This window comes from Methylobacillus caricis (assembly GCF_020532705.1).
GTDB classification, from domain to species: Bacteria; Pseudomonadota; Gammaproteobacteria; order Burkholderiales; family Methylophilaceae; genus Methylobacillus; species Methylobacillus caricis.
Map to the genome: position 1 here is coordinate 397770 of NZ_JAJAVD010000004.1, position 18033 is coordinate 415802.

The 18033-nt window shown below is 54.1% G+C and carries 19 protein-coding genes; 11 read left to right on the forward strand and 8 right to left on the reverse strand.

The genetic code is table 11. From position 1 onward, the window contains the following. Window positions 1–855 carry a peptide chain release factor N(5)-glutamine methyltransferase gene (gene prmC, locus LG200_RS12265; protein ID WP_226757913.1) on the forward strand — a complete coding sequence of 285 codons (855 nt, stop codon included), beginning with the start codon at window positions 1–3 and terminating at the stop codon, window positions 853–855. Here prmC and LG200_RS12270 read toward each other — a convergent pair. Both LG200_RS12270 and LG200_RS12275 read right to left on the reverse strand, forming a co-directional pair. Continuing rightward, window positions 852–1781 (reverse strand): DMT family transporter, encoded by a 930-nt coding sequence (locus tag LG200_RS12270; protein ID WP_226757914.1) that lies wholly within the window; start codon window positions 1779–1781, stop codon window positions 852–854. The two genes, prmC and LG200_RS12270, sit on opposite strands and share 4 nt — an antisense overlap. Window positions 1782–2046: 265 nt before the next feature. Then, a complete protein-coding gene (locus tag LG200_RS12275; protein ID WP_226757915.1) occupies window positions 2047–2580 on the reverse strand; it encodes a gamma carbonic anhydrase family protein in 534 nt (177 codons plus the stop codon). A 68-nt stretch (window positions 2581–2648) separates the two neighbouring features. On the opposite strand from LG200_RS12275, the gene metX reads away from it, so the two are divergent. Together metX and metW are read left to right on the forward strand one after the other, a co-directional pair. Continuing rightward, on the forward strand, window positions 2649–3788 hold the full coding sequence (metX, locus tag LG200_RS12280; protein WP_226757916.1) for a homoserine O-succinyltransferase MetX: 1140 nt from the start codon (window positions 2649–2651) through the stop codon (window positions 3786–3788). Further along, window positions 3785–4408: a methionine biosynthesis protein MetW gene (gene metW / locus LG200_RS12285; RefSeq protein WP_226757917.1), complete on the forward strand. Its 624-nt coding sequence runs from the start codon at window positions 3785–3787 to the stop codon at window positions 4406–4408. Before metX ends, metW begins: the two co-directional genes overlap by 4 nt. A gap of 65 nt (window positions 4409–4473) precedes the next feature. Here the strand turns inward: metW and LG200_RS12290 are convergent, their stop codons facing one another. The 3 genes from LG200_RS12290 to LG200_RS12300 are packed head-to-tail and all read right to left on the reverse strand — an operon-like array spanning window position 4474 to window position 7162. After that, complete coding sequence (locus tag LG200_RS12290) at window positions 4474–5145, reverse strand: sulfite exporter TauE/SafE family protein (RefSeq protein WP_226757918.1); 672 nt, start codon at window positions 5143–5145, stop codon at window positions 4474–4476. Further along, the gene (locus LG200_RS12295) at window positions 5138–6373 is read right to left on the reverse strand and encodes an AmpG family muropeptide MFS transporter (RefSeq protein WP_226757919.1); all 1236 of its coding nucleotides are present in this window, start codon (window positions 6371–6373) and stop codon (window positions 5138–5140) included. The genes LG200_RS12290 and LG200_RS12295 overlap by 8 nt, the downstream gene beginning before the upstream one ends. Before the next feature lie 9 nt (window positions 6374–6382). After that, window positions 6383–7162 carry an exodeoxyribonuclease III gene (locus LG200_RS12300; RefSeq protein WP_226758256.1) on the reverse strand — a complete coding sequence of 260 codons (780 nt, stop codon included), beginning with the start codon at window positions 7160–7162 and terminating at the stop codon, window positions 6383–6385. 24 nt (window positions 7163–7186) lie between these two features. Here LG200_RS12300 and pyrE point away from each other — a divergent pair, with 24 nt between their 5' ends. The 3 genes from pyrE (at window position 7187) to LG200_RS12315 (ending at window position 9079) form a co-directional block, all read left to right on the forward strand. Continuing rightward, the gene (pyrE, locus tag LG200_RS12305) at window positions 7187–7825 is read left to right on the forward strand and encodes an orotate phosphoribosyltransferase (RefSeq protein ID WP_226757920.1); all 639 of its coding nucleotides are present in this window, start codon (window positions 7187–7189) and stop codon (window positions 7823–7825) included. 21 nt (window positions 7826–7846) lie between these two features. After that, window positions 7847–8359, forward strand: coding sequence for a DNA-deoxyinosine glycosylase (locus LG200_RS12310; RefSeq protein WP_226757921.1), 513 nt, complete (start codon window positions 7847–7849; stop codon window positions 8357–8359). Window positions 8360–8440: 81 nt separating this feature from the next. Next, window positions 8441–9079: a DUF4124 domain-containing protein gene (locus LG200_RS12315; protein ID WP_226757922.1), complete on the forward strand. Its 639-nt coding sequence runs from the start codon at window positions 8441–8443 to the stop codon at window positions 9077–9079. Window positions 9080–9086: 7 nt separating this feature from the next. Here LG200_RS12315 and gatB read toward each other — a convergent pair whose 3' ends face one another. From gatB to gatC, 3 genes are read right to left on the reverse strand one after another with little or no spacing between them, the layout of a single operon-like run. Continuing rightward, complete coding sequence (gene gatB / locus LG200_RS12320; protein WP_226757923.1) at window positions 9087–10520, reverse strand: Asp-tRNA(Asn)/Glu-tRNA(Gln) amidotransferase subunit GatB; 1434 nt, start codon at window positions 10518–10520, stop codon at window positions 9087–9089. Further along, entirely contained in the window at window positions 10520–11989 is a 1470-nt protein-coding gene (gatA, locus tag LG200_RS12325; RefSeq protein WP_226757924.1) for an Asp-tRNA(Asn)/Glu-tRNA(Gln) amidotransferase subunit GatA, read from the reverse strand. The genes gatB and gatA overlap by 1 nt, the downstream gene beginning before the upstream one ends. 11 nt (window positions 11990–12000) lie before the next feature. Next, window positions 12001–12288 carry an Asp-tRNA(Asn)/Glu-tRNA(Gln) amidotransferase subunit GatC gene (gatC, locus tag LG200_RS12330; protein ID WP_226757925.1) on the reverse strand — a complete coding sequence of 96 codons (288 nt, stop codon included), beginning with the start codon at window positions 12286–12288 and terminating at the stop codon, window positions 12001–12003. A gap of 120 nt (window positions 12289–12408) precedes the next feature. On the opposite strand from gatC, the gene LG200_RS12335 reads away from it, so the two are divergent. The 5 genes from LG200_RS12335 (at window position 12409) to rodA (ending at window position 18028) form a co-directional block, all read left to right on the forward strand. Continuing rightward, window positions 12409–13452, forward strand: coding sequence for a rod shape-determining protein (locus LG200_RS12335; RefSeq protein WP_226757926.1), 1044 nt, complete (start codon window positions 12409–12411; stop codon window positions 13450–13452). A gap of 120 nt (window positions 13453–13572) precedes the next feature. Next, window positions 13573–14511, forward strand: coding sequence for a rod shape-determining protein MreC (mreC, locus tag LG200_RS12340; protein ID WP_226757927.1), 939 nt, complete (start codon window positions 13573–13575; stop codon window positions 14509–14511). After that, window positions 14498–14977, forward strand: coding sequence for a rod shape-determining protein MreD (mreD, locus tag LG200_RS12345; protein WP_226757928.1), 480 nt, complete (start codon window positions 14498–14500; stop codon window positions 14975–14977). Before mreC ends, mreD begins: the two co-directional genes overlap by 14 nt. Window positions 14978–15009: 32 nt before the next feature. Further along, complete coding sequence (gene mrdA, locus LG200_RS12350; RefSeq protein ID WP_226757929.1) at window positions 15010–16944, forward strand: penicillin-binding protein 2; 1935 nt, start codon at window positions 15010–15012, stop codon at window positions 16942–16944. Continuing rightward, window positions 16934–18028 carry a rod shape-determining protein RodA gene (rodA, locus tag LG200_RS12355; protein WP_226757930.1) on the forward strand — a complete coding sequence of 365 codons (1095 nt, stop codon included), beginning with the start codon at window positions 16934–16936 and terminating at the stop codon, window positions 18026–18028. The genes mrdA and rodA overlap by 11 nt, the downstream gene beginning before the upstream one ends. Window positions 18029–18033 lie beyond the last annotated feature (5 nt).

The following is an 18033-nucleotide window of genomic DNA, read 5'->3' on the forward strand; positions in this document are numbered from 1 at the left end:
ATGGCAAAAATACGCAACCTTGCAGCCTGCGCACTCAATCGACTGCAAAAAGAATCGCAGCTGGAAATACCCGAAGCCCGTATCGAGATACGCGCCCTGCTGCGTCATGCCTTGGGTGACGCTTCACCCGCATGGCTGATTGCCCATGGCGAGGACACCATAGGGGAAGAGACGCGCCACCACTTTGAATTACTGCTGCAGCGCCGCATGCAAGGCGAACCTGTCGCGCATATCCTGGGCCAGCGTGAATTTTACGGACGTGAGTTTGCAGTCACTCCGGATACCCTGATTCCACGCCCGGATACCGAGACCCTGGTGGAAGTTGCCTTGGGGAAAATCCCGCAGGCGAAAGAGTTTCACATTCTGGACCTAGGCACTGGCAGCGGTGCCGTTGCCATCAGCATTGCACTGGAGCGGCCCCATGCGAGCATCGTTGCTGTTGACCGCTCGCACCCTGCATTGGTGGTTGCCCAAAACAATGGCACCAGACTTGGGGCCAATAATGTCCGCTTTATAGAAAGCGACTGGTTTTCTGCCCTGAATAATCAGTCGTTTGACCTGATCGTCAGCAATCCTCCCTATATTGCGCAGGATGATATCCACCTGCAACAAGGCGACCTGCGCTTTGAGCCGCTCTCGGCACTGGCTTCTGGTGCAGATGGCCTGGCTGATATACGCCGTATCTCAGCCTCCGCCCGCCGGTATCTCAATCCCCAGGGATGGCTGATGATGGAGCACGGCTACAATCAAGCCGACAAGGTAGCCGAGATACTGCATCAGGACCAATACCACAACATAATGACCATAGCCGATCTTGCCGGCCATGGCCGTGTGACCATGGGACAAAAAGACTAGTTTTTTTGCCGGCGCAAACTGATCATGAGCACGCCTGCCAATACCAGCACCGAACCAACGAATTGGACCAGCGACAAGGTTTCACCAAGAAACCAATATGCCAGATAAATAGTGGCAACCGGGCCAATAGCGCCGATCAATGAGGTTTGCATGGATCCTATCCTGCGCATGGCGGCTGCGAGCGTAAATGCGGGCAATACGGTTGAAAGCAGCGCCATGGCAAGGCTCAAGCCATATACACGACCAGATTGCACCATCAGTCCGCCTAGAGGATGAGTAAGCGCAAACTGCACCAAAGCCGCTAGACAAGCCACTGTCATGGCATAAGCCGTAAATCGCATGGCCCCTATCCTGGCAATGGTATGCCCAGCACCAACCAGATAAACCGCATACGCCAGTGCACTTGCGAACACCAGCCCCCCTCCAACCAGCACCCCATCCTCTTGCTGCACGCCAAAATCATGCAGAAACACCAACACAATTCCGGCATAACTCAGCAGCAGCGCCAACATCACGGTTTTGCCTACCCGGTGCCTGAACACGATGGCTGAAATCAATACGACCATGGTAGGGTAAAGAAACAGGATCAAGCGCTCAAGGCCGGCACTGATATATTGCAATCCAAGAAAATCCAGGAAACTGGCAAGGTAATAGCCGATAAACCCCAGCACCAGCACCGCCAACCAGTCCCTTTGCTGCATGGGCTCTCTCTTGCTATCCCGGTTGCCAAACCAGATAGCCAACACAAAGAATGGCACCGAGAACGCCATGCGCAATGCCAGCAAGGTAATGGCATCAACAGCTTCCAGATAAGCCAACTTGACGAAAATAGCCTTGGCAGAAAACCCGACAGCAGAAAGCAATGCAAACATGACGCCATAGACATGTTGGCGCGTAAAGAAAAAACCAGCGAAAAATTGATTCATTTCATGACTTTAGATAAGGACTCAAAAGAACAGGCCTTATCAGGACGGCAAGCAATCGAGACAAGGCCCGTGCTGCCAAGGGAAAACTTCAGGCGAGCAAGGGACACACCATGACAGATCGCCACAGTCGCTTGCTTGATAGATTTGTCTTGATATTCATGACTTCGACTTTACGGGATACAGCCAACAGTGTCTATGCCATTTACTCATGGCGCCTTTTACAGCACATCAATTAACTCAACATCAGATAGCCGCCACTGGATATTCAATCCAGATAATGGTTTTTCAAACGCATATAGTGATTGGCCGAATAAATAAAGTGGGCAATTTCCTTGTCTGTCAGCAGCCGCACCTTGCGTGCCGGGCTGCCCAGGTAAAGGTGGCCGCTTTCCAGCACCTTACCTTCGGGTACCAGGCTACCAGCCCCCAGCAACACGTGTTTTTGCACCACGACTTTATCCATGACAATACTGCCCATGCCTATCAGGCATTCATCCTCCAGAGTACATCCATGCAATATGACTTTATGCCCCACCGTGACATTATTGCCGATCAACAAAGGGCAGCCTTCTGGCTCCCAACTGGATTTATGGCTGACATGCAATATCGATCCATCCTGGATATTGCTGCCATTGCCGATCCGGATATGGTTAACATCGCCGCGTATCACGGTGGCAGGCCAGATTGAGGCATGATCACCCAACACCACATCTCCAATCACCGTGGCCGATGGATGGATGTAAACTCCCTCCCCCACTCGCGGAAAAATGCCCTGATATGCAGCCAGGCTTGCGCTCATACTGATCCTTGTACGAAGTCCGTTGAGAAGAATTATCGTCTTGCATCAGCCATAGTATAATCGCACCCATGCAAGAATCTTCATCCATAGGCCTAGTTGCCCCGCAAACCGCGCACTTCAAAGACCCCTTGACACTCAAGAGCGGCGAAATATTGCCGCAATTCGATATCGTCTATGAAACCTACGGGACACTGAATGCCGCGAAATCCAATGCCGTACTGATTTGCCATGCCCTGTCCGGCAACCATCATGCAGCGGGCAAACACGCCAACACTGACAAACATCCAGGCTGGTGGGACAACCTGATAGGCCCCGGCAAGCCTCTGGATACCAACCGCTTTTTTGTCATTGCGCTGAACAACCTGGGCGGTTGCCATGGCAGCACCGGTCCGGCAAGCATCAACCCGGCAACCGGAAAACCATGGGGATCCAGGTTCCCCATGGTGACAGTCGAGGACTGGGTCGCTTCACAGGCAAGGCTTGCCGACCATCTAGGCATCCACCAGCTGGCCGCCGTTGTAGGGGGAAGCCTGGGCGGCATGCAGGCATTGCAATGGACCCTGCACTACCCGGACCGTGTGCGCCATGCCCTGGTAATCGCTTCCGCACCCAATCTGACGGCGCAGAACCTGGCTTTCAACGAAGTCGCCCGCCAGGCCATCATGACGGATCCGGAATTTTACGATGGCGACTATTACGAGAAGGACGCCGTACCGCGCCGGGGCTTACGCATTGCGCGCATGTTGGGCCATATCACATACCTTTCCGATGATGCCATGGGCGCAAAATTTGGCCGCAAGCTGCGTGACGGCAATTTCAAATATAACTTCGACGTTGAATTTGAAATGGAGTCCTATCTACGCTATCAGGGCGATAAATTCGCTACCGCCTTTGATGCCAACAGTTACTTGCGCATGACCAAGGCACTAGACTATTTCGATCCGGCATTCGCCTGCCACGGCGACCTTTCATTGGCGCTGGCCAAGGCAAAAGCGAAGTTCCTGGTGGTTTCCTTCACCAGCGACTGGCGCTTTTCGCCCGCACGCTCCAAGGAAATCGTCAAGGCGCTCTTGGATAATGAACTATCCGTCAGCTACGCCGAGGTCACCGCAGCTCATGGCCATGATGCTTTCCTGATGCCGGATGCCCATTACCACCAGATACTGCGTGCCTATATCGACAATATCAGTACCGGGACAAGCGCATGAGCACAAAATTTGCACAAGCCGCAGAAAATAGACACGATTTTGCTTTAATAGCAAAATGGATACAACCAAGATCCAAGGTGCTTGACCTGGGTTGCGGTGATGGTGCCTTGCTTGGCTACCTGCGCGACAAACTGGAAATCAAGGCTTATGGCGTGGAAAATGACGATGCCAACCTGCTGGATTGCATCAGCAATGGCATCAGCGTGATCCAGATGGACCTAGAGGCAGGCCTGGCAGGGTTTGACTCATTGTCCTTTGACTACGTCATCCTGTCCCAGACCCTGCAGGCCATGGTCAATACCGAAGGCGTGCTCCGCGAAATGTTGCGCGTTGGCAAGCAAGGCATCATCACTTTCCCGAACTTCGGCTACTGGCGCCATCGCATCCAGCTCATGGCAGGCCATATGCCGGTATCGGACCGGCTGCCGCATCAGTGGTACAACACGCCCAACCTGCACCTTTGCACCATAGACGACTTTGAATCGCTATGCGACAAGATGGGCATACGTATCACTGACCGCATCGTCATCAATGAAGGCACGACGGTCGGCTTCATGCCCAACTTGCTCGGCAGCCTGGCGATTTACCGCTTTGAGCAGGCCTGGCCGATTACTTACTAGCGCCAGCCGAAAACTGTCAGCCATATCGCACGCCCGCGAGAGGCTGTCGGGCCTGATGGGCTTTTTCAAAACATGCGGTAAAGATTGAAAAGGCCTATCAGGCCGAACAATATCACCATCCCGCCGCTGATACGCCGCAACCATGGATTCTGTAACCAGGCTTTGAGCCGCACCGCCGCCATGCCCATTGCCAGCAATGTAGGCAGCGTGCCAAGGCCGAATGCAAGCATCAACAACCCGCCATTGACGGGATCTGCCATGGCAATCGCCGCCACCAGCACGCTATAAACCAGGCCGCAAGGCAGCCAGCCCCAAATTGAACCCAATACAACAGCCTGCGGCAAGGAACGCACCGGCAACCAGCGCTTGCTCAATGGCTGCAGCACCTTCCAAAGCCTGCCCCCCATGCGCTCCAAATAGACTACGCCATGCCAGACTCCGGCCAGGTACAGCCCCAGAACAATCAACATGATATTGGCGAAGGCGTAGAGGATTCTCTCAACGGGTATCACGTGCTGCAGAAAGAAGCTGGAAGCGCCGAGTGCGCCCGCAAGCATGCCGGCCACGGTATAGCTGCCTATGCGCCCAAGGTTGTAGCCTAGGAGCAGTGACAATCTAGGTCTGCTCCCCGGCATGCTCATACTGACTGCACCGACAATACCCCCACACATCCCCGCACAATGACCACCGCCCAGCAAGCCCACCAGAAAGGCTGCAAACAGGCTTAACTCAGGCATTGCGTTCCCAGCCTCGGAAGCGCCTGATCATGAGCAAGCCAGGAATAGCCAGCACTGTGCACAGGATAAAGAAGCTAGACCAGCCCATCTGCCCCACCATCCATCCAGTCGGCGTAGACAAGATGACGCGTGGCACCCCCATCAGGCTGGAAAGCAACGCATACTGGGTAGCAGTGAAGCGGCGATCCGTCATTGCTCCCATAAAACCGACAAAAGCCGCTGTGCCCAAGCCGCCAGTAAAGTTTTCCACAGCGATCACGCCCGTGAGCATGGGCAGGTTGTATCCGACATTGGCCAGAAGGACAAAACCGAAAGTAGACGCCATCTGCAGAAAGCCGAATATCCATAGCGAACGATAGAGGCCAATGCGCAGGATCCAGATGCCGCCCAGCGTGCCCCCAATCAAGGTAGCCCAAAAACCGAACAGCTTGGCGATAGCCCCTATCTCGCTCTTGCTGAACCCAATATCCAGATAAAACGGCACATTGATGGCTGAAGCCAGGGTGTCACCTAGCTTGTAGAGCAAGATGAAAGCAAGAATGGAAATTGCCTCCGGCCGCTGGAAAAATTCGATAAATGGTTCGATCACGGCCTGTTGCAAGGTACGGGGACTGCCTGCTACTTCACGCGGCTCAGGCGAAAACAGGGTCACCAGGATAGCGAGCCCCATGAACAATGCCATCAACTGGTACATCTGCGGAAATGAAAACAGGTCTGCGAGTATCAGACCACCGCCGCCAGCAAGCAGCATACCGACGCGGTAACCATTGACGAACATGGCAGCCCCCAGCCCTAACTCCTGGTCCGTCAGGCTTTCCCGTCGGTAGGCATCTACCACGATATCCTGCGAGGCTGAGAAAAATGTCACCAATAGTGCCGCCAGTGCAACCCCCCATAGGTTACTCGCAGGATCGCTGATGCTGAGACAAAGCAATGCCAGGGCCAGCGCTCCCTGGCACAAGGCCAGCCAGCCGCGGCGGCGGCCAAGCAAAGGCAGGGTATATCGGTCAAACAACGGAGCCCAAAGGAATTTTAGGGTATAAGGCAAGCCTATAAGGGCTGCCGCCCCTATCATGGTGAGGTCGGCCCCCGAGTCCTTAAGCCAGGCCTGCAAGGTAGACCCAGTCAGCAACAAGGGCAAGCCCGAAGAAAACCCCATCATCAGGGCAACCAGCATACGGCCACTTACTACAGCCATCAGGGTTTGCACCCAGCCCTGCTTAATCATTTATACATCCTAGAGTGTAGATTGGTAATCCACGGTCAATGGGGCATGATCGCTGAAACGCTCATCCTTGTAGATAGTGGCAGCTACCGCATGCGAGGCAAAGCCTGGAGTGGCAATCTGGTAGTCGATGCGCCAGCCCACGTTCTTGGCCCATGCCTGGCCACGATTGCTCCACCAAGTGTAACAGGCATCCGTGGTATCAGGATGCAGCAAACGATACACGTCCACCCAGCCCACACGGCCGAACAGGTCAGTCATCCAGGCGCGCTCTTCAGGCAGGAAGCCGGAGTTCTTGCGGTTGCCCTTGTAATTCTTGAGGTCAGCCTCTTGGTGGGCAATATTCCAGTCGCCACAGATAACGACTTCACGCCCTTCACGGATCAACGACTCCAGATGAGGCATAAACCTTTCCATGACACTGAACTTGAATGCCTGGCGCTCTTCACCGCTGGAGCCTGATGGCAGGTAAAGCGACACTACGCTGAGATTGCCAAACCGCGCTTCCAGATAGCGGCCTTCACCGTCGATATCGGGAATACCCAGGCCCACAACCACCGCATCCGCCTTTTGCCGTGAATAAATTCCCACACCGCTGTAGCCTTTTTTCTCGGCGTAATGAAAATAGCCATAATACCGTTCAGGCTGCAGCATCTCGGCTGTCATATCGGCTTCCTGTGCCTTCAGCTCCTGCATGCAGACAATATCTGCCTCTTGTTTCTGCAACCAGGGATAAAACCCCTTATTCGCCGCGGAGCGGATACCATTCAGATTCACGGATATAATACGCAACACATTAACCTTTCTTTTCTCGCCATGTCAGATTCCACGCAAGATTTTATCCAATTCGCCGTCCAAAAGCAGGTATTACGTTTTGGCGAGTTCAAAACCAAGGCTGGCCGCCTCAGCCCATACTTCTTCAATGCGGGCCTGTTCAACGATGGCGAAAGCCTGATGAAGCTAGGGGAATTCTACGCCGCCGCCATTATCCGCTCCGGCGTACAGTTTGACATGCTGTTTGGCCCCGCCTACAAAGGCATTACCTTGGCAGCCAGCATCGTGATTGCCTTGGCCAGGCAGGGTCACAATATTCCATTCGCATTCAACCGCAAGGAAGCCAAGGACCACGGCGAGGGTGGCACCATCGTCGGCGCGCCGCTTCAAGGCCGGGTGCTCATCGTAGATGATGTCGTTTCAGCAGGCACCTCGGTACGGGAGTCTGTCAACATCATCAAGGCCAGCGGCGCCATTCCCTGCGGTGTAGCCATCGCTCTGGACAGACAGGAGCGCGGCCTGGGCGCACTTTCGGCAGTACAGGAAGTACAAGAACAGCACCAGTTACCCGTAGTCAGCATCGCTGACCTGCGCGACCTCATCCAGTTTCTGGAAAACAGTCCCGAGCTGGCAGAGTTCAGGCAAGCCATCGCCGCTTATCGCAGCAGCTACGGCGTTTAAACAGACTCATATTCGGATGAGATGGCTCTAGTCCAAAGCTTTGCACCGGCCGCAGATGCGAACTGCCGGGTGCTGATCCTGGGCTCAATGCCAGGCAGGCTCTCGCTGGCACAGCAACAGTATTACGCCCACCCGCAAAACCTGTTCTGGCCTTTCATGGGCGAGCTGTTTGGCGCGCTCCCCACCATGCCTTATCAACAAAGGCTGGCGCAATTGCACACTCATGGAATCGCGGTATGGGATGTATTGCAGGAATGTTTCCGCAGCAGCAGCCTGGACGGTGATATTGAAGAGGCAACAATCATCGCCAATGATTTCAATCTCTTTTTTGCAGCCTACCCCAATATTCGACACGTGTTTTTCAATGGAAGCAAGGCGGAACAGGCCTATCAGCGTTATGTCGCCAGAAACCAGTTCATACCCGTCCTACATTACCAAAAACTACCCTCAACCAGCCCAGCCAATGCCTCCATTCCCCGTGTAATCAAACTGGCACAATGGCAGGCAGTGCGGCGCGCAGTAGAGAGCCAATAAAACGGCTTGCAGCCTTGACCCGAGTTGGCGCAGAATCCCTAAAAAATTTCAATAAATCGCCTGACCGCTACGGGAGAAGTCATGCATCGCTCGCCGCACCTATCAATCATTGTCTTTGCGCTCGCTATCAGCAGTAGCATGCTGCTATCCGCAGCCGAAAACAAACCAGCAGGCAAGATCATCAAGTGGGTAGATGAAAATGGCGTCACGCATTATGGCGATACAATTCCGCCACAATATGCTGGGAAACCCAGCACCAACATCAATTCGCGTGGCATGCCACAACGCGATCACGTGGATAAATCCGTAGGAAACGAGGTAAATACCAACAAGGAAACAGAGCAGAGCCGGCGTGATCGTACCTTGCAGTCCGTTTACTCGTCCGAACAGGAAATTGACCTTGCACGTGACCGCAACCTGCAAATGGATCAAGTGATGCTGGAAGGACTGGAGCAAAGAAAGCTAAGCGCCAGCAGCCGCCTGCAAAATCTGAAGCAATCGGCTGCCGACCTGGGAAAGCGCAACAAACCCATTCCCGAGGAGCTTAAAAAAGATATCAAGGATGTCAATCTGGAGATAGGCAAGATTGATGAGCAGATTGTGGAAAGAAAACAGCATATGGACGCCACCCGCCAGCGTTTCGACAATGACAGGAAGCGTTTTACCGAGCTAAAAACTGGCGTACCAGCCAGCGACAGCGCCGGCCAGCAACGCCAGTAAAGATTCACTAGCCAGCCAGCTTGCGCTTGAGTATCTCGTTGACCTGGGCTGGGTTGGCCTTGCCCTTGGAAGCTTTCATGGTCTGGCCTACCAGGGCATTGAAAGCTTTCTCCTTGCCCGCCTTGAACTCCTCAACCATTGCAGGATTAGCTGCGAGCACTTCATCTACGATAGCCTCAATCGCCCCGCTGTCGGTCACCTGCTTCAGGCCTTGCTTGTCGATAATCTCGTCAGCACTGCCTTCCCCTGACCACATGGCCTCAAACACTTCCTTGGCAATCTTGCTGGAGATGGTATTGTCGGCAATACGCTTGAGCAAGCCAGCAAGCAATTCAGGTGAAACTGGCGAGTTGGCAATATCCTTGTCCTCCTCGTTCAGCTTGGCACTGACACCGCCCATCACCCAGTTGGCAGCCAGCTTGGCTTCTCCGCCGAAGGCTTCCAGAGTTGTGGTGAAGTAATTGGCCACATTGCGTGAAGCTGTCAGTGCGGCGGCATCATAAGCAGACAATCCATATGCCTGCTCAAAGCGCAATTTCATGGCAGTTGGCAGCTCCGGCATTTCGCTCCTGATCGACTCAATGTCCTCTGCTGAAATTGCCAGCGGCAACAAGTCAGGGTCAGGGAAGTAACGGTAATCATTGGCCTCCTCCTTGCTGCGCATGGCACGGGTCTCGCCCGTATCCGGATTGAACAGCACCGTAGCCTGTTCTATCTTGCCGCCGTCTTCCAGTGTTTCTATCTGCCAGCGGGTTTCATACTCGATGGCCTGTTGCATGAAGCGAAAGGAGTTGAGATTCTTGATCTCACGCCGCGTACCCAGCTTCTCGTCACCCTTGCGGCGCACAGACACATTGACATCGCAGCGGAAACTGCCTTCCTGCATATTACCGTCACAGATATTGATCCATTGCACCAGTTCATGCAGCTTGCGGGCGTAGGCCACAGCCTCTGCCGCAGAGCGCATATCTGGCTCGGTCACGATTTCCAGTAGCGGCGTACCGGCACGATTCAAGTCTATGCCTGACTGGCCAGGGCTGGCGCCATGCACAGACTTGCCGGCATCCTCTTCAAGATGGGCACGAGTAATGCGTATGGTTTTTTCCTGCTCTCCCACCTGTATAGTCAGCGAGCCCTTGCCCACCACCGGCAGCTCATACTGACTGATCTGGTAGCCCTTGGGCAGGTCAGGATAAAAATAATTCTTGCGGGCAAACACCGATAGTGGGGCAATTTCAGCATCCACCGCCAAACCAAAGCGGATAGCACAGCGCACTGCTTCCTTGTTCAGCACCGGCAAGACGCCTGGCAGGGCGATATCGACCACGTTGGCCTGGGTATTGGGCTCAGAGCCAAAGGCGATGCTGCTGCCAGAGAAAATCTTGGATTTAGTGTTGAGCTGGGTATGGGTTTCCAGCCCGATGACGACTTCCCATTCCATTATGCAATTCCTTCAGGCATGCGGGTATGCCAATCTGTAACCTGTTGATAGGCATGCCCGGCATTGAGCATGCGCGCCTCATCAAAATAATTGCCTATGACCTGCAGGCCCACCGGCAACTCCTTGCCATCGTCAGCAGGGGCAAAACCGGCCGGGATACTCATGCCTGGCAAGCCAGCCAGATTGACTGCGATGGTATAGATATCCTGTAGGTACATGGCGACTGGATCATCGGCTTTTTCACCTGCCTTGAAAGCGGTAGAAGGCGCGGTAGGACCCAGGATGATGTCGCACTGCTCGAAGGCACGTTCAAAATCCTGTGCAATCAGGCGACGGATCTGCTGCGCCTTGAGGTAATAGGCATCATAGTAACCAGCGCTCAACACATAAGTACCGATCAGAATGCGGCGCTTCACTTCAGCACCAAAGCCTTCAGCACGGCTCTTGCAATACATATCCATCAAGTCGTCATACTCTGCGGCACGGTGGCCGAAACGCACGCCGTCATAACGCGAGAGATTACTCGATGCCTCTGCAGGCGCCAGCACGTAATAGACTGGGATGGAAAGCATGGTGTTGGGCAGGCTGATATCCACGATTTCAGCGCCTAGCTTGCGATATTCGTCTATTGCTGCCTCAACCACCTTGGCAACCCCTGCCTCCAGGCCTTCGGCAAAATACTCTTTTGGCAAACCGACTCTTAGGCCAGCCAATGGCTTGCCCAGATCCCGAGTGTAGTCCTCTTTCTCACGGTTGAGGCTGGTAGAATCGCGCTCGTCAAAGCCAGTCATGACATTCATCATCAGCGCCATGTCTTCACAGGACTTGGCCATGGGGCCCGCCTGGTCCAGGCTGGAGGCAAAAGCGATCATGCCATAGCGCGAAGCCAGCCCATAGGTTGGCTTCAGGCCAGACAAGCCACAGAGGGAAGCAGGTTGGCGGATGGAACCGCCGGTATCGGTGCCAGTGGCCGCCGCACAGAGGCGCGCTGCCACGGCGGCGGCGCTGCCGCCGGAGCTGCCGCCCGGCACGCGGCGGCGGTCCCACGGGTTCTGCACCTTGCCGTAATAAGAGGTCTCATTGGAAGAGCCCATCGCAAACTCATCCATATTGGTCTTGCCAAGATTGACCGATCCCACGGCATTGAAGCGCTCGATAATGCCCGCATCATAAGGGGCAATGAAATTCTCGAGCATTTTGGAACCGCATGTGGTCTGCCAGCCCTTGGCACAGAAAATATCTTTCTGCGCGATAGGGATGCCCGTCAGGGCAGAAGCAGTGCCCTGCGCCAACATCTGGTCGGCTGCAGCTGCCTGGGCCAAGGTTTTCTCCTGGTCCAGCGAAATATAGGCATTGATCTCGGGGTTATGACGGTCTATGCGATTGAGATACTCCTGCGTTAGTTCAACGCTGGAAATATCCTTGCTGGCAAGCATGGCTGCCAGCTCTTTGAGGCTTTTATTTATCATGATCCAGGAAACTATTCGATGACTTTGGGAACGAGGTAGAGGCCATTTTCCACTGCAGGGGCAATGGACTGCAGCAGCTCGCGCTGGTTGGACTCGGTCACTACATCCTCGCGCAGGCGCTGCGTCACATCCTGCGAATGCGACATGGGGGCAATACCTGTGGTGTCTACAGCCTGCATTTGTTCGATCAGGCCGAGAATGCCGGAAAGCTTTTGCAGGGTCTGCTCGGCTTCAGCTTCGCTGACCGCAATGCGTGCCAGGTGCGCAATCCGTTTAACGTCGGTTGTACTCAGTGACATTTATCAATCCAAATCTTAAATTTCTATGAGATATCGGGTATTATAACTTGATTTTACGCACATCTTCAGCCGCGGCCTCATGCCTGCATGACCTGCGGCAGCTCGCTCAGGATACAAACAATGTTCGGTCTTTTAAATAGTTATTTTTCCAACGATCTCGCCATCGACCTTGGCACCGCAAACACCCTTATCTATGTACGTGGCAAGGGTATTGTCCTAGACGAGCCATCTGTAGTTGCCATTCGCCAGGAAGGCGGTCCAACCGGCAAGAAAACCTTGCTGGCAGTTGGGCTGGAAGCCAAGCGCATGCTGGGCCGAGCGCCAGCCAACATCACTGCGATCCGCCCCATGAAAGACGGCGTGATTGCCGATTTCACGATCACCGAGCAGATGCTCAAGTATTTTATCCGCAAGATTCATGAATCTCGCCTGTTCAGCCCCAACCCCCGCATCATCATCTGTGTACCGGTAGGCTCAACCCAGGTTGAGCGCCGTGCGATCAAGGAATCCGCAGAGATGGCTGGCGCAAGGCAGGTTTACCTGATTGAGGAACCAATGGCGGCAGCGATCGGGGCCAACATGCCCGTCGCAGAAGCTACCGGCTCCATGGTGGTGGATATTGGCGGTGGCACCACTGAAGTTGGCGTGATCTCATTGGGCGGTATTGTCTACGCCAAGTCCGAACGGGTTGGTGGCGACAAGTTTGACCAGGCGATTATCGACTATATCCGCCGCAACTATGGCATGCAGATTTCCGAGCCAACTGCAGAGCTCATCAAGAAACAGATCGGTTCTGCATTCCCCGGTTCGGAAGTGCTCGAAATGGAAGTGACAGGCCGCAACTTGGCAGAAGGCCTGCCACGCAAGTTCACCATCTCCAGTAACGAAATCCTGGAAGCACTGACAGAGCCGCTGAACGCCATCGTAGGTGCTGTGAAATCCGCGCTGGAGCAGACACCACCAGAGCTGGGCGCTGATATCGCTGAGAAAGGCATGGTACTGACAGGTGGCGGCGCATTGCTTCGTGACCTGGATCGCCTGCTACTGGAAGAAACCGGCCTGCCAGTGATTGTGGCTGAAGACCCATTGAGCTGTGTTGCACGTGGCTGTGGCCGTGCACTGGAAGAAATGGACAAACTAGGCAATGTGTTTGCCTACGAGTAAGCCTGGACATTATTGCTGCACTACAGGCCATGTCACAATGGCCTGTTTTTTATCGGACGCACTTTTTCATCCGACCAACCAATTCATAATGAAACAACCTCACAGCAGGGCATGCTTCTAATGGCACGAGCCATAGAATCTCAACACCATACAGGCTTTTTCGTGCGCGGCCCCAGCGCCACGGCGAGGTTGTTCTTTTTTGCCGTACTTTCTCTGGTACTCATCGCCACCGATGCCAGATTGCATTACCTGGTGGAAGTACGCCAGGGCTTTATTGCCTTGTTGCACCCATTGCAGGTCATTGCAAATGCACCCCTCAGATTGATAGACGACTCCAGCCAATACCTGCACACCCAAACTACCGTGGTGAAGGAAAATATCCAGCTCAAAACGCAAGCTCTGGAACATGCAGCCGAGCTGCAGCGTTTTCAGGCCCTGGAGGTGGAAAATGAACGCCTGCGCAGCCTTTTGGGAGCAGCACTGATTTCAAGCCAGCCTGCACGACTGGCTGAAATCCTGCATATGGGCCGCGACCCGTTCTCTCATAAAATTGTGGTCAATCTGGGTTCTCGCCAGGGAGTTGTCGCAGGTCAGGCCGCTATTGATGAAACCGGTGTAGTCGGCCAGGTCACCCGCGTTTACCCATTCAGCAGTGAAGTCACACTGGTCACGGATAAAGAGCTGGCAGTGCCCGTACAAGTAGCGCGTAATGGATTGCGGGCCATTGCCTTTGGTAGCGGGCGAGATGCCACTATTGAGATGCCCTCCCTGCCCGCGAACGTCGACATTCGCAAAGGTGACAAGCTCATCACTTCCGGCATAGATGGTATCTATCCTGCTGGATTGGCAGTCGCAGAGGTGGTAATGGTGGATACAACGCCTGACTCTCCTTTTGCCCATATCGTCTGCAAACCGCTGGCTGGCATAGAGAATCATCGGCAATTGCTAATTGTCAGTATCCCCAAGGCTGAACTGCCTGCCAGCACAAGCACCTTAAATACTTCAACATCCGAACGCAGCAAAAAGGTAGCTCCGACTAAACGTCATGCGAACAACTAGCCTGAAACCTGTATATTTCTCACTGCTTGCAGCACTGGTGCTGCAAATGCTGCCCTGGTCCGGCATTGCGCTGGTGATGCGCCCGGAATTCATTCTACTCACCCTGTTGTATTGGACCCTGCGCGCCCCACACCTCTGCAATATCGGCACGGCCTGGTTCGCGGGACTAGTAGTTGACCTGATCACCGGCGGCCTGTTTGGCCAATACGCTCTGGCATTTGCACTCACCGCATTTTTTGCCGTGACCTATCAACGTCGCCTGGCACTGTTCAATATCTGGCAGCAGGCTGGATATGTATTCCTGCTGCTGATCTTTACCCAGGTCACTGTATTGATCCTCAAGTTATTTTCTGGCGGCGAGGTTCCTGGGTGGGAATACTTCTTTCCGAGTATCAGCGGTATCCTGTTGTGGCAATTTGTCATTTTCTCGCGTATCAATATTGATGGCCGCACCAATCAGGCCTGAACCTGGCATTTACACGAGATAGCCAGACAACAATGAGATCACGCTCCGAACTGAAGAACTACAAGAAGGAACAGTACGATTTTCGTATACGCCTCGCGACTGGCGGCCTGCTGGTACTCATCTGCTTCGGCATACTGATCAGCCGGTTCGTCTTCCTGCAGTTCTCAAAGTACGACTACTTCCAGACCATGGCGGAAAATAACCGCATTTCGCTGGTGCCGATCGTGCCCAATCGGGGACTTATCATGGACCGCAATGGAGTGGTACTGGCACAGAATTCCTTTGTCTACACCCTGGAAATTACCCCAGCCAAGGTAGAAAAAAGCGTTGAAGAAACTATCGATGAGCTGGCCAAACTGATCGAGATCACCAGCAATGACCGCAAACGTTTAAAGAAATTGCGATCCCAGACCCACAGCTTCGAGAGCGTACCTATCCGCACGCACCTGAATGAGGAGGAGGCTGCCAAAATTGCAGTCCATCGATTCCGCTTTCCCGGTGTGGAAATCCGCTCGAGGCTTTTCCGTCAATATCCCCAAGGGGAACTGGGCTCGCACCTGATCGGCTATATCGGGCGCATCAATGACCGAGACCTGGAACACTTGAAAGAATCTGGCGACCTTTCCAATTACAAAGGTTCCGACCATATCGGCAAAAGTGGCCTGGAACAGTATTATGAATCGCAACTGCATGGCATCACTGGCTTCCAGCAGGTGGAAACTGATGCGGGCGGCCATGCTGTCCGTACCCTCTCAAGCACACCGCCAGTGCCTGGCAACAACCTGATCCTCTCCATAGACAGCAAGCTGCAACGCATTGCCGAGGAAGCTTTTGGCAATTACCGCGGCGCATTGGTCGCCATTGAGCCGAGCACAGGTGAAGTGCTGGCTTACGTCAGCAAACCCAATTTCGACCCCAACCTGTTTGTTGATGGCATCGATAGTGAAAGCTGGAAAGAACTTAATGAATCACTGGACAAGCCTTTGATCAATCGCCCCCTGCGTGGCATTTATCCCCCTGGCTCCACCTTCAAGCCATTTGTTGCGCTTGCCGGGCTGGAAGCGGGCAAGCGAGCGCCGCCTTTCAGCATCAGCGATCCCGGCTTTTTCACGTTGCCAGGCAATACTCACCGATATCGTGACTGGAAAGCAGGTGGTCATGGCATGGTCGATATCCGTAAGGCTATCGCCGTCTCATGCGATACCTTTTTTTATGGCTTGGCAGTCGAACTGGGAATAGAGAAGCTGACAGACTTCGTCCGTCATTTTGGTTTCGGCAAACCCTCAGGCATTGACCTCAAGGGAGAAATGGGTGGATTACTCCCCACACCAGAATGGAAGGCGCGCCGCTTCAAGCAAAAGTGGTTCCCGGGTGAGACCGTGATTGTGGGCATCGGGCAGGGCTACACATTGGTCACCCCTATGCAACTTGCACAAGCAACGGCGATTCTTGCCAATAACGGCAGGGCCATGCAGCCACACCTGGTGAGCAGCATCCAGGAAAACAAGGAAGGGCGGATACATCCTGTCCCCCTGGTCGTCTCTGACCAGATTGTCCTGAACCCGAAAAACGTAGAGTTAATCAAACAGGGTATGATGGATGTTACCTTGCCCGGCGGCACCGCAGCGCGGCTGGGAGCAGATGCTGAATACCTGATGGCCTCCAAGACTGGTACTGCCCAGGTCGTGGGTATCAAGCAAAACGAGAAATACAACGAAAGCAAAATGGCTGAACGTCATCTTGACCACGCATTATTCATTACCTATGCACCCGCCGAAGATCCCAAGATAGCCATTGCAGTCATCGTGGAAAATGGCAAGCATGGGGGCTCTACCGCTGGCCCGATTGCCCGCCGCGTCATGGACTATTACCTGCTGGGCAAGGAACCCAAACCCACCCAGCCAGCGGTAGAGCCTCCAAGCGCCGTCATTGAGCAAGCACCAGAAGAGCACGGCCATGATGAATAAACTGCTCAAGCATTTCGTCAAACATATAGACGGATTCCTGATGGGCAGCCTGATCGCTACCATCCTCGTGGCATTGTGCGTACTCTATAGCGCATCCGGCCAGAGCATGGACAAACTCACCTCCCAGGCTGTCAATATTACCGTGGCCTTGAGCCTGATGTGGATTGCAGCCAATATACCGCCCCAGCATCTGGAACGAATTGCATTACCGGCTTATGTCATTGGCGTGCTGTTACTGATCGCCGTGGCATTGTTTGGCGAGATCAGCCATGGTGCCAGGCGATGGCTGCATATAGGTGTGGCCAAAATTCAGCCTTCAGAGCTGCTGAAGATCGCCATGCCCATGTTGCTGGCCTGGTACTTTGCCCGCCGCGATTCTTTGTCCACCATGAAAGATTACCTGGTTGGCGCCATATTGCTGGCAGTGCCGGTGGGACTCATCATGAAGCAGCCAGACCTCGGCACTTCCCTGATGATCGGCGCCTCGGGATTTTATGTCCTGTTCCTGGCGGGCTTGAGCTGGCGCCTGCTGCTCGGCGCCGTCGTCAGCGTTGGCATTATGGCCCCCATCCTCTGGAGCATGCTGCATGATTATCAGCGCAAGCGTATTGAAATCCTGTTCGATCCTTACCAGGATCCGCTCGGCGCGGGCTATCACACCATACAAGCCAGCATTGCGCTCGGTTCCGGTGGCCTGGCAGGCAAAGGATGGCTCAATGGCACACAATCACAACTGGATTTCCTGCCTGAACGCACCACAGACTTCATCTTTGCCGTATTCGGCGAGGAATTCGGCTTGCTGGGCAACCTCCTGCTCCTGCTATTATTCACCCTGATCATTGGCCGCGGACTGGTCATTGCCGCCCAGGCACAAAGCACATTCAGCCGCCTGCTGGCTGGCAGCATCACACTGACCTTCTTTACCTATGTGTTTGTTAACATAGGCATGGTCAGTGGCATTCTGCCTGTCGTTGGCGTTCCGCTGCCACTCATCAGCTATGGTGGCACCTCTTTGGTGACCCTGCTGCTGGGATTTGGTATTTTGATGAGTATCCATACGCACAAGAAACTCGTCACTTCATGACATGA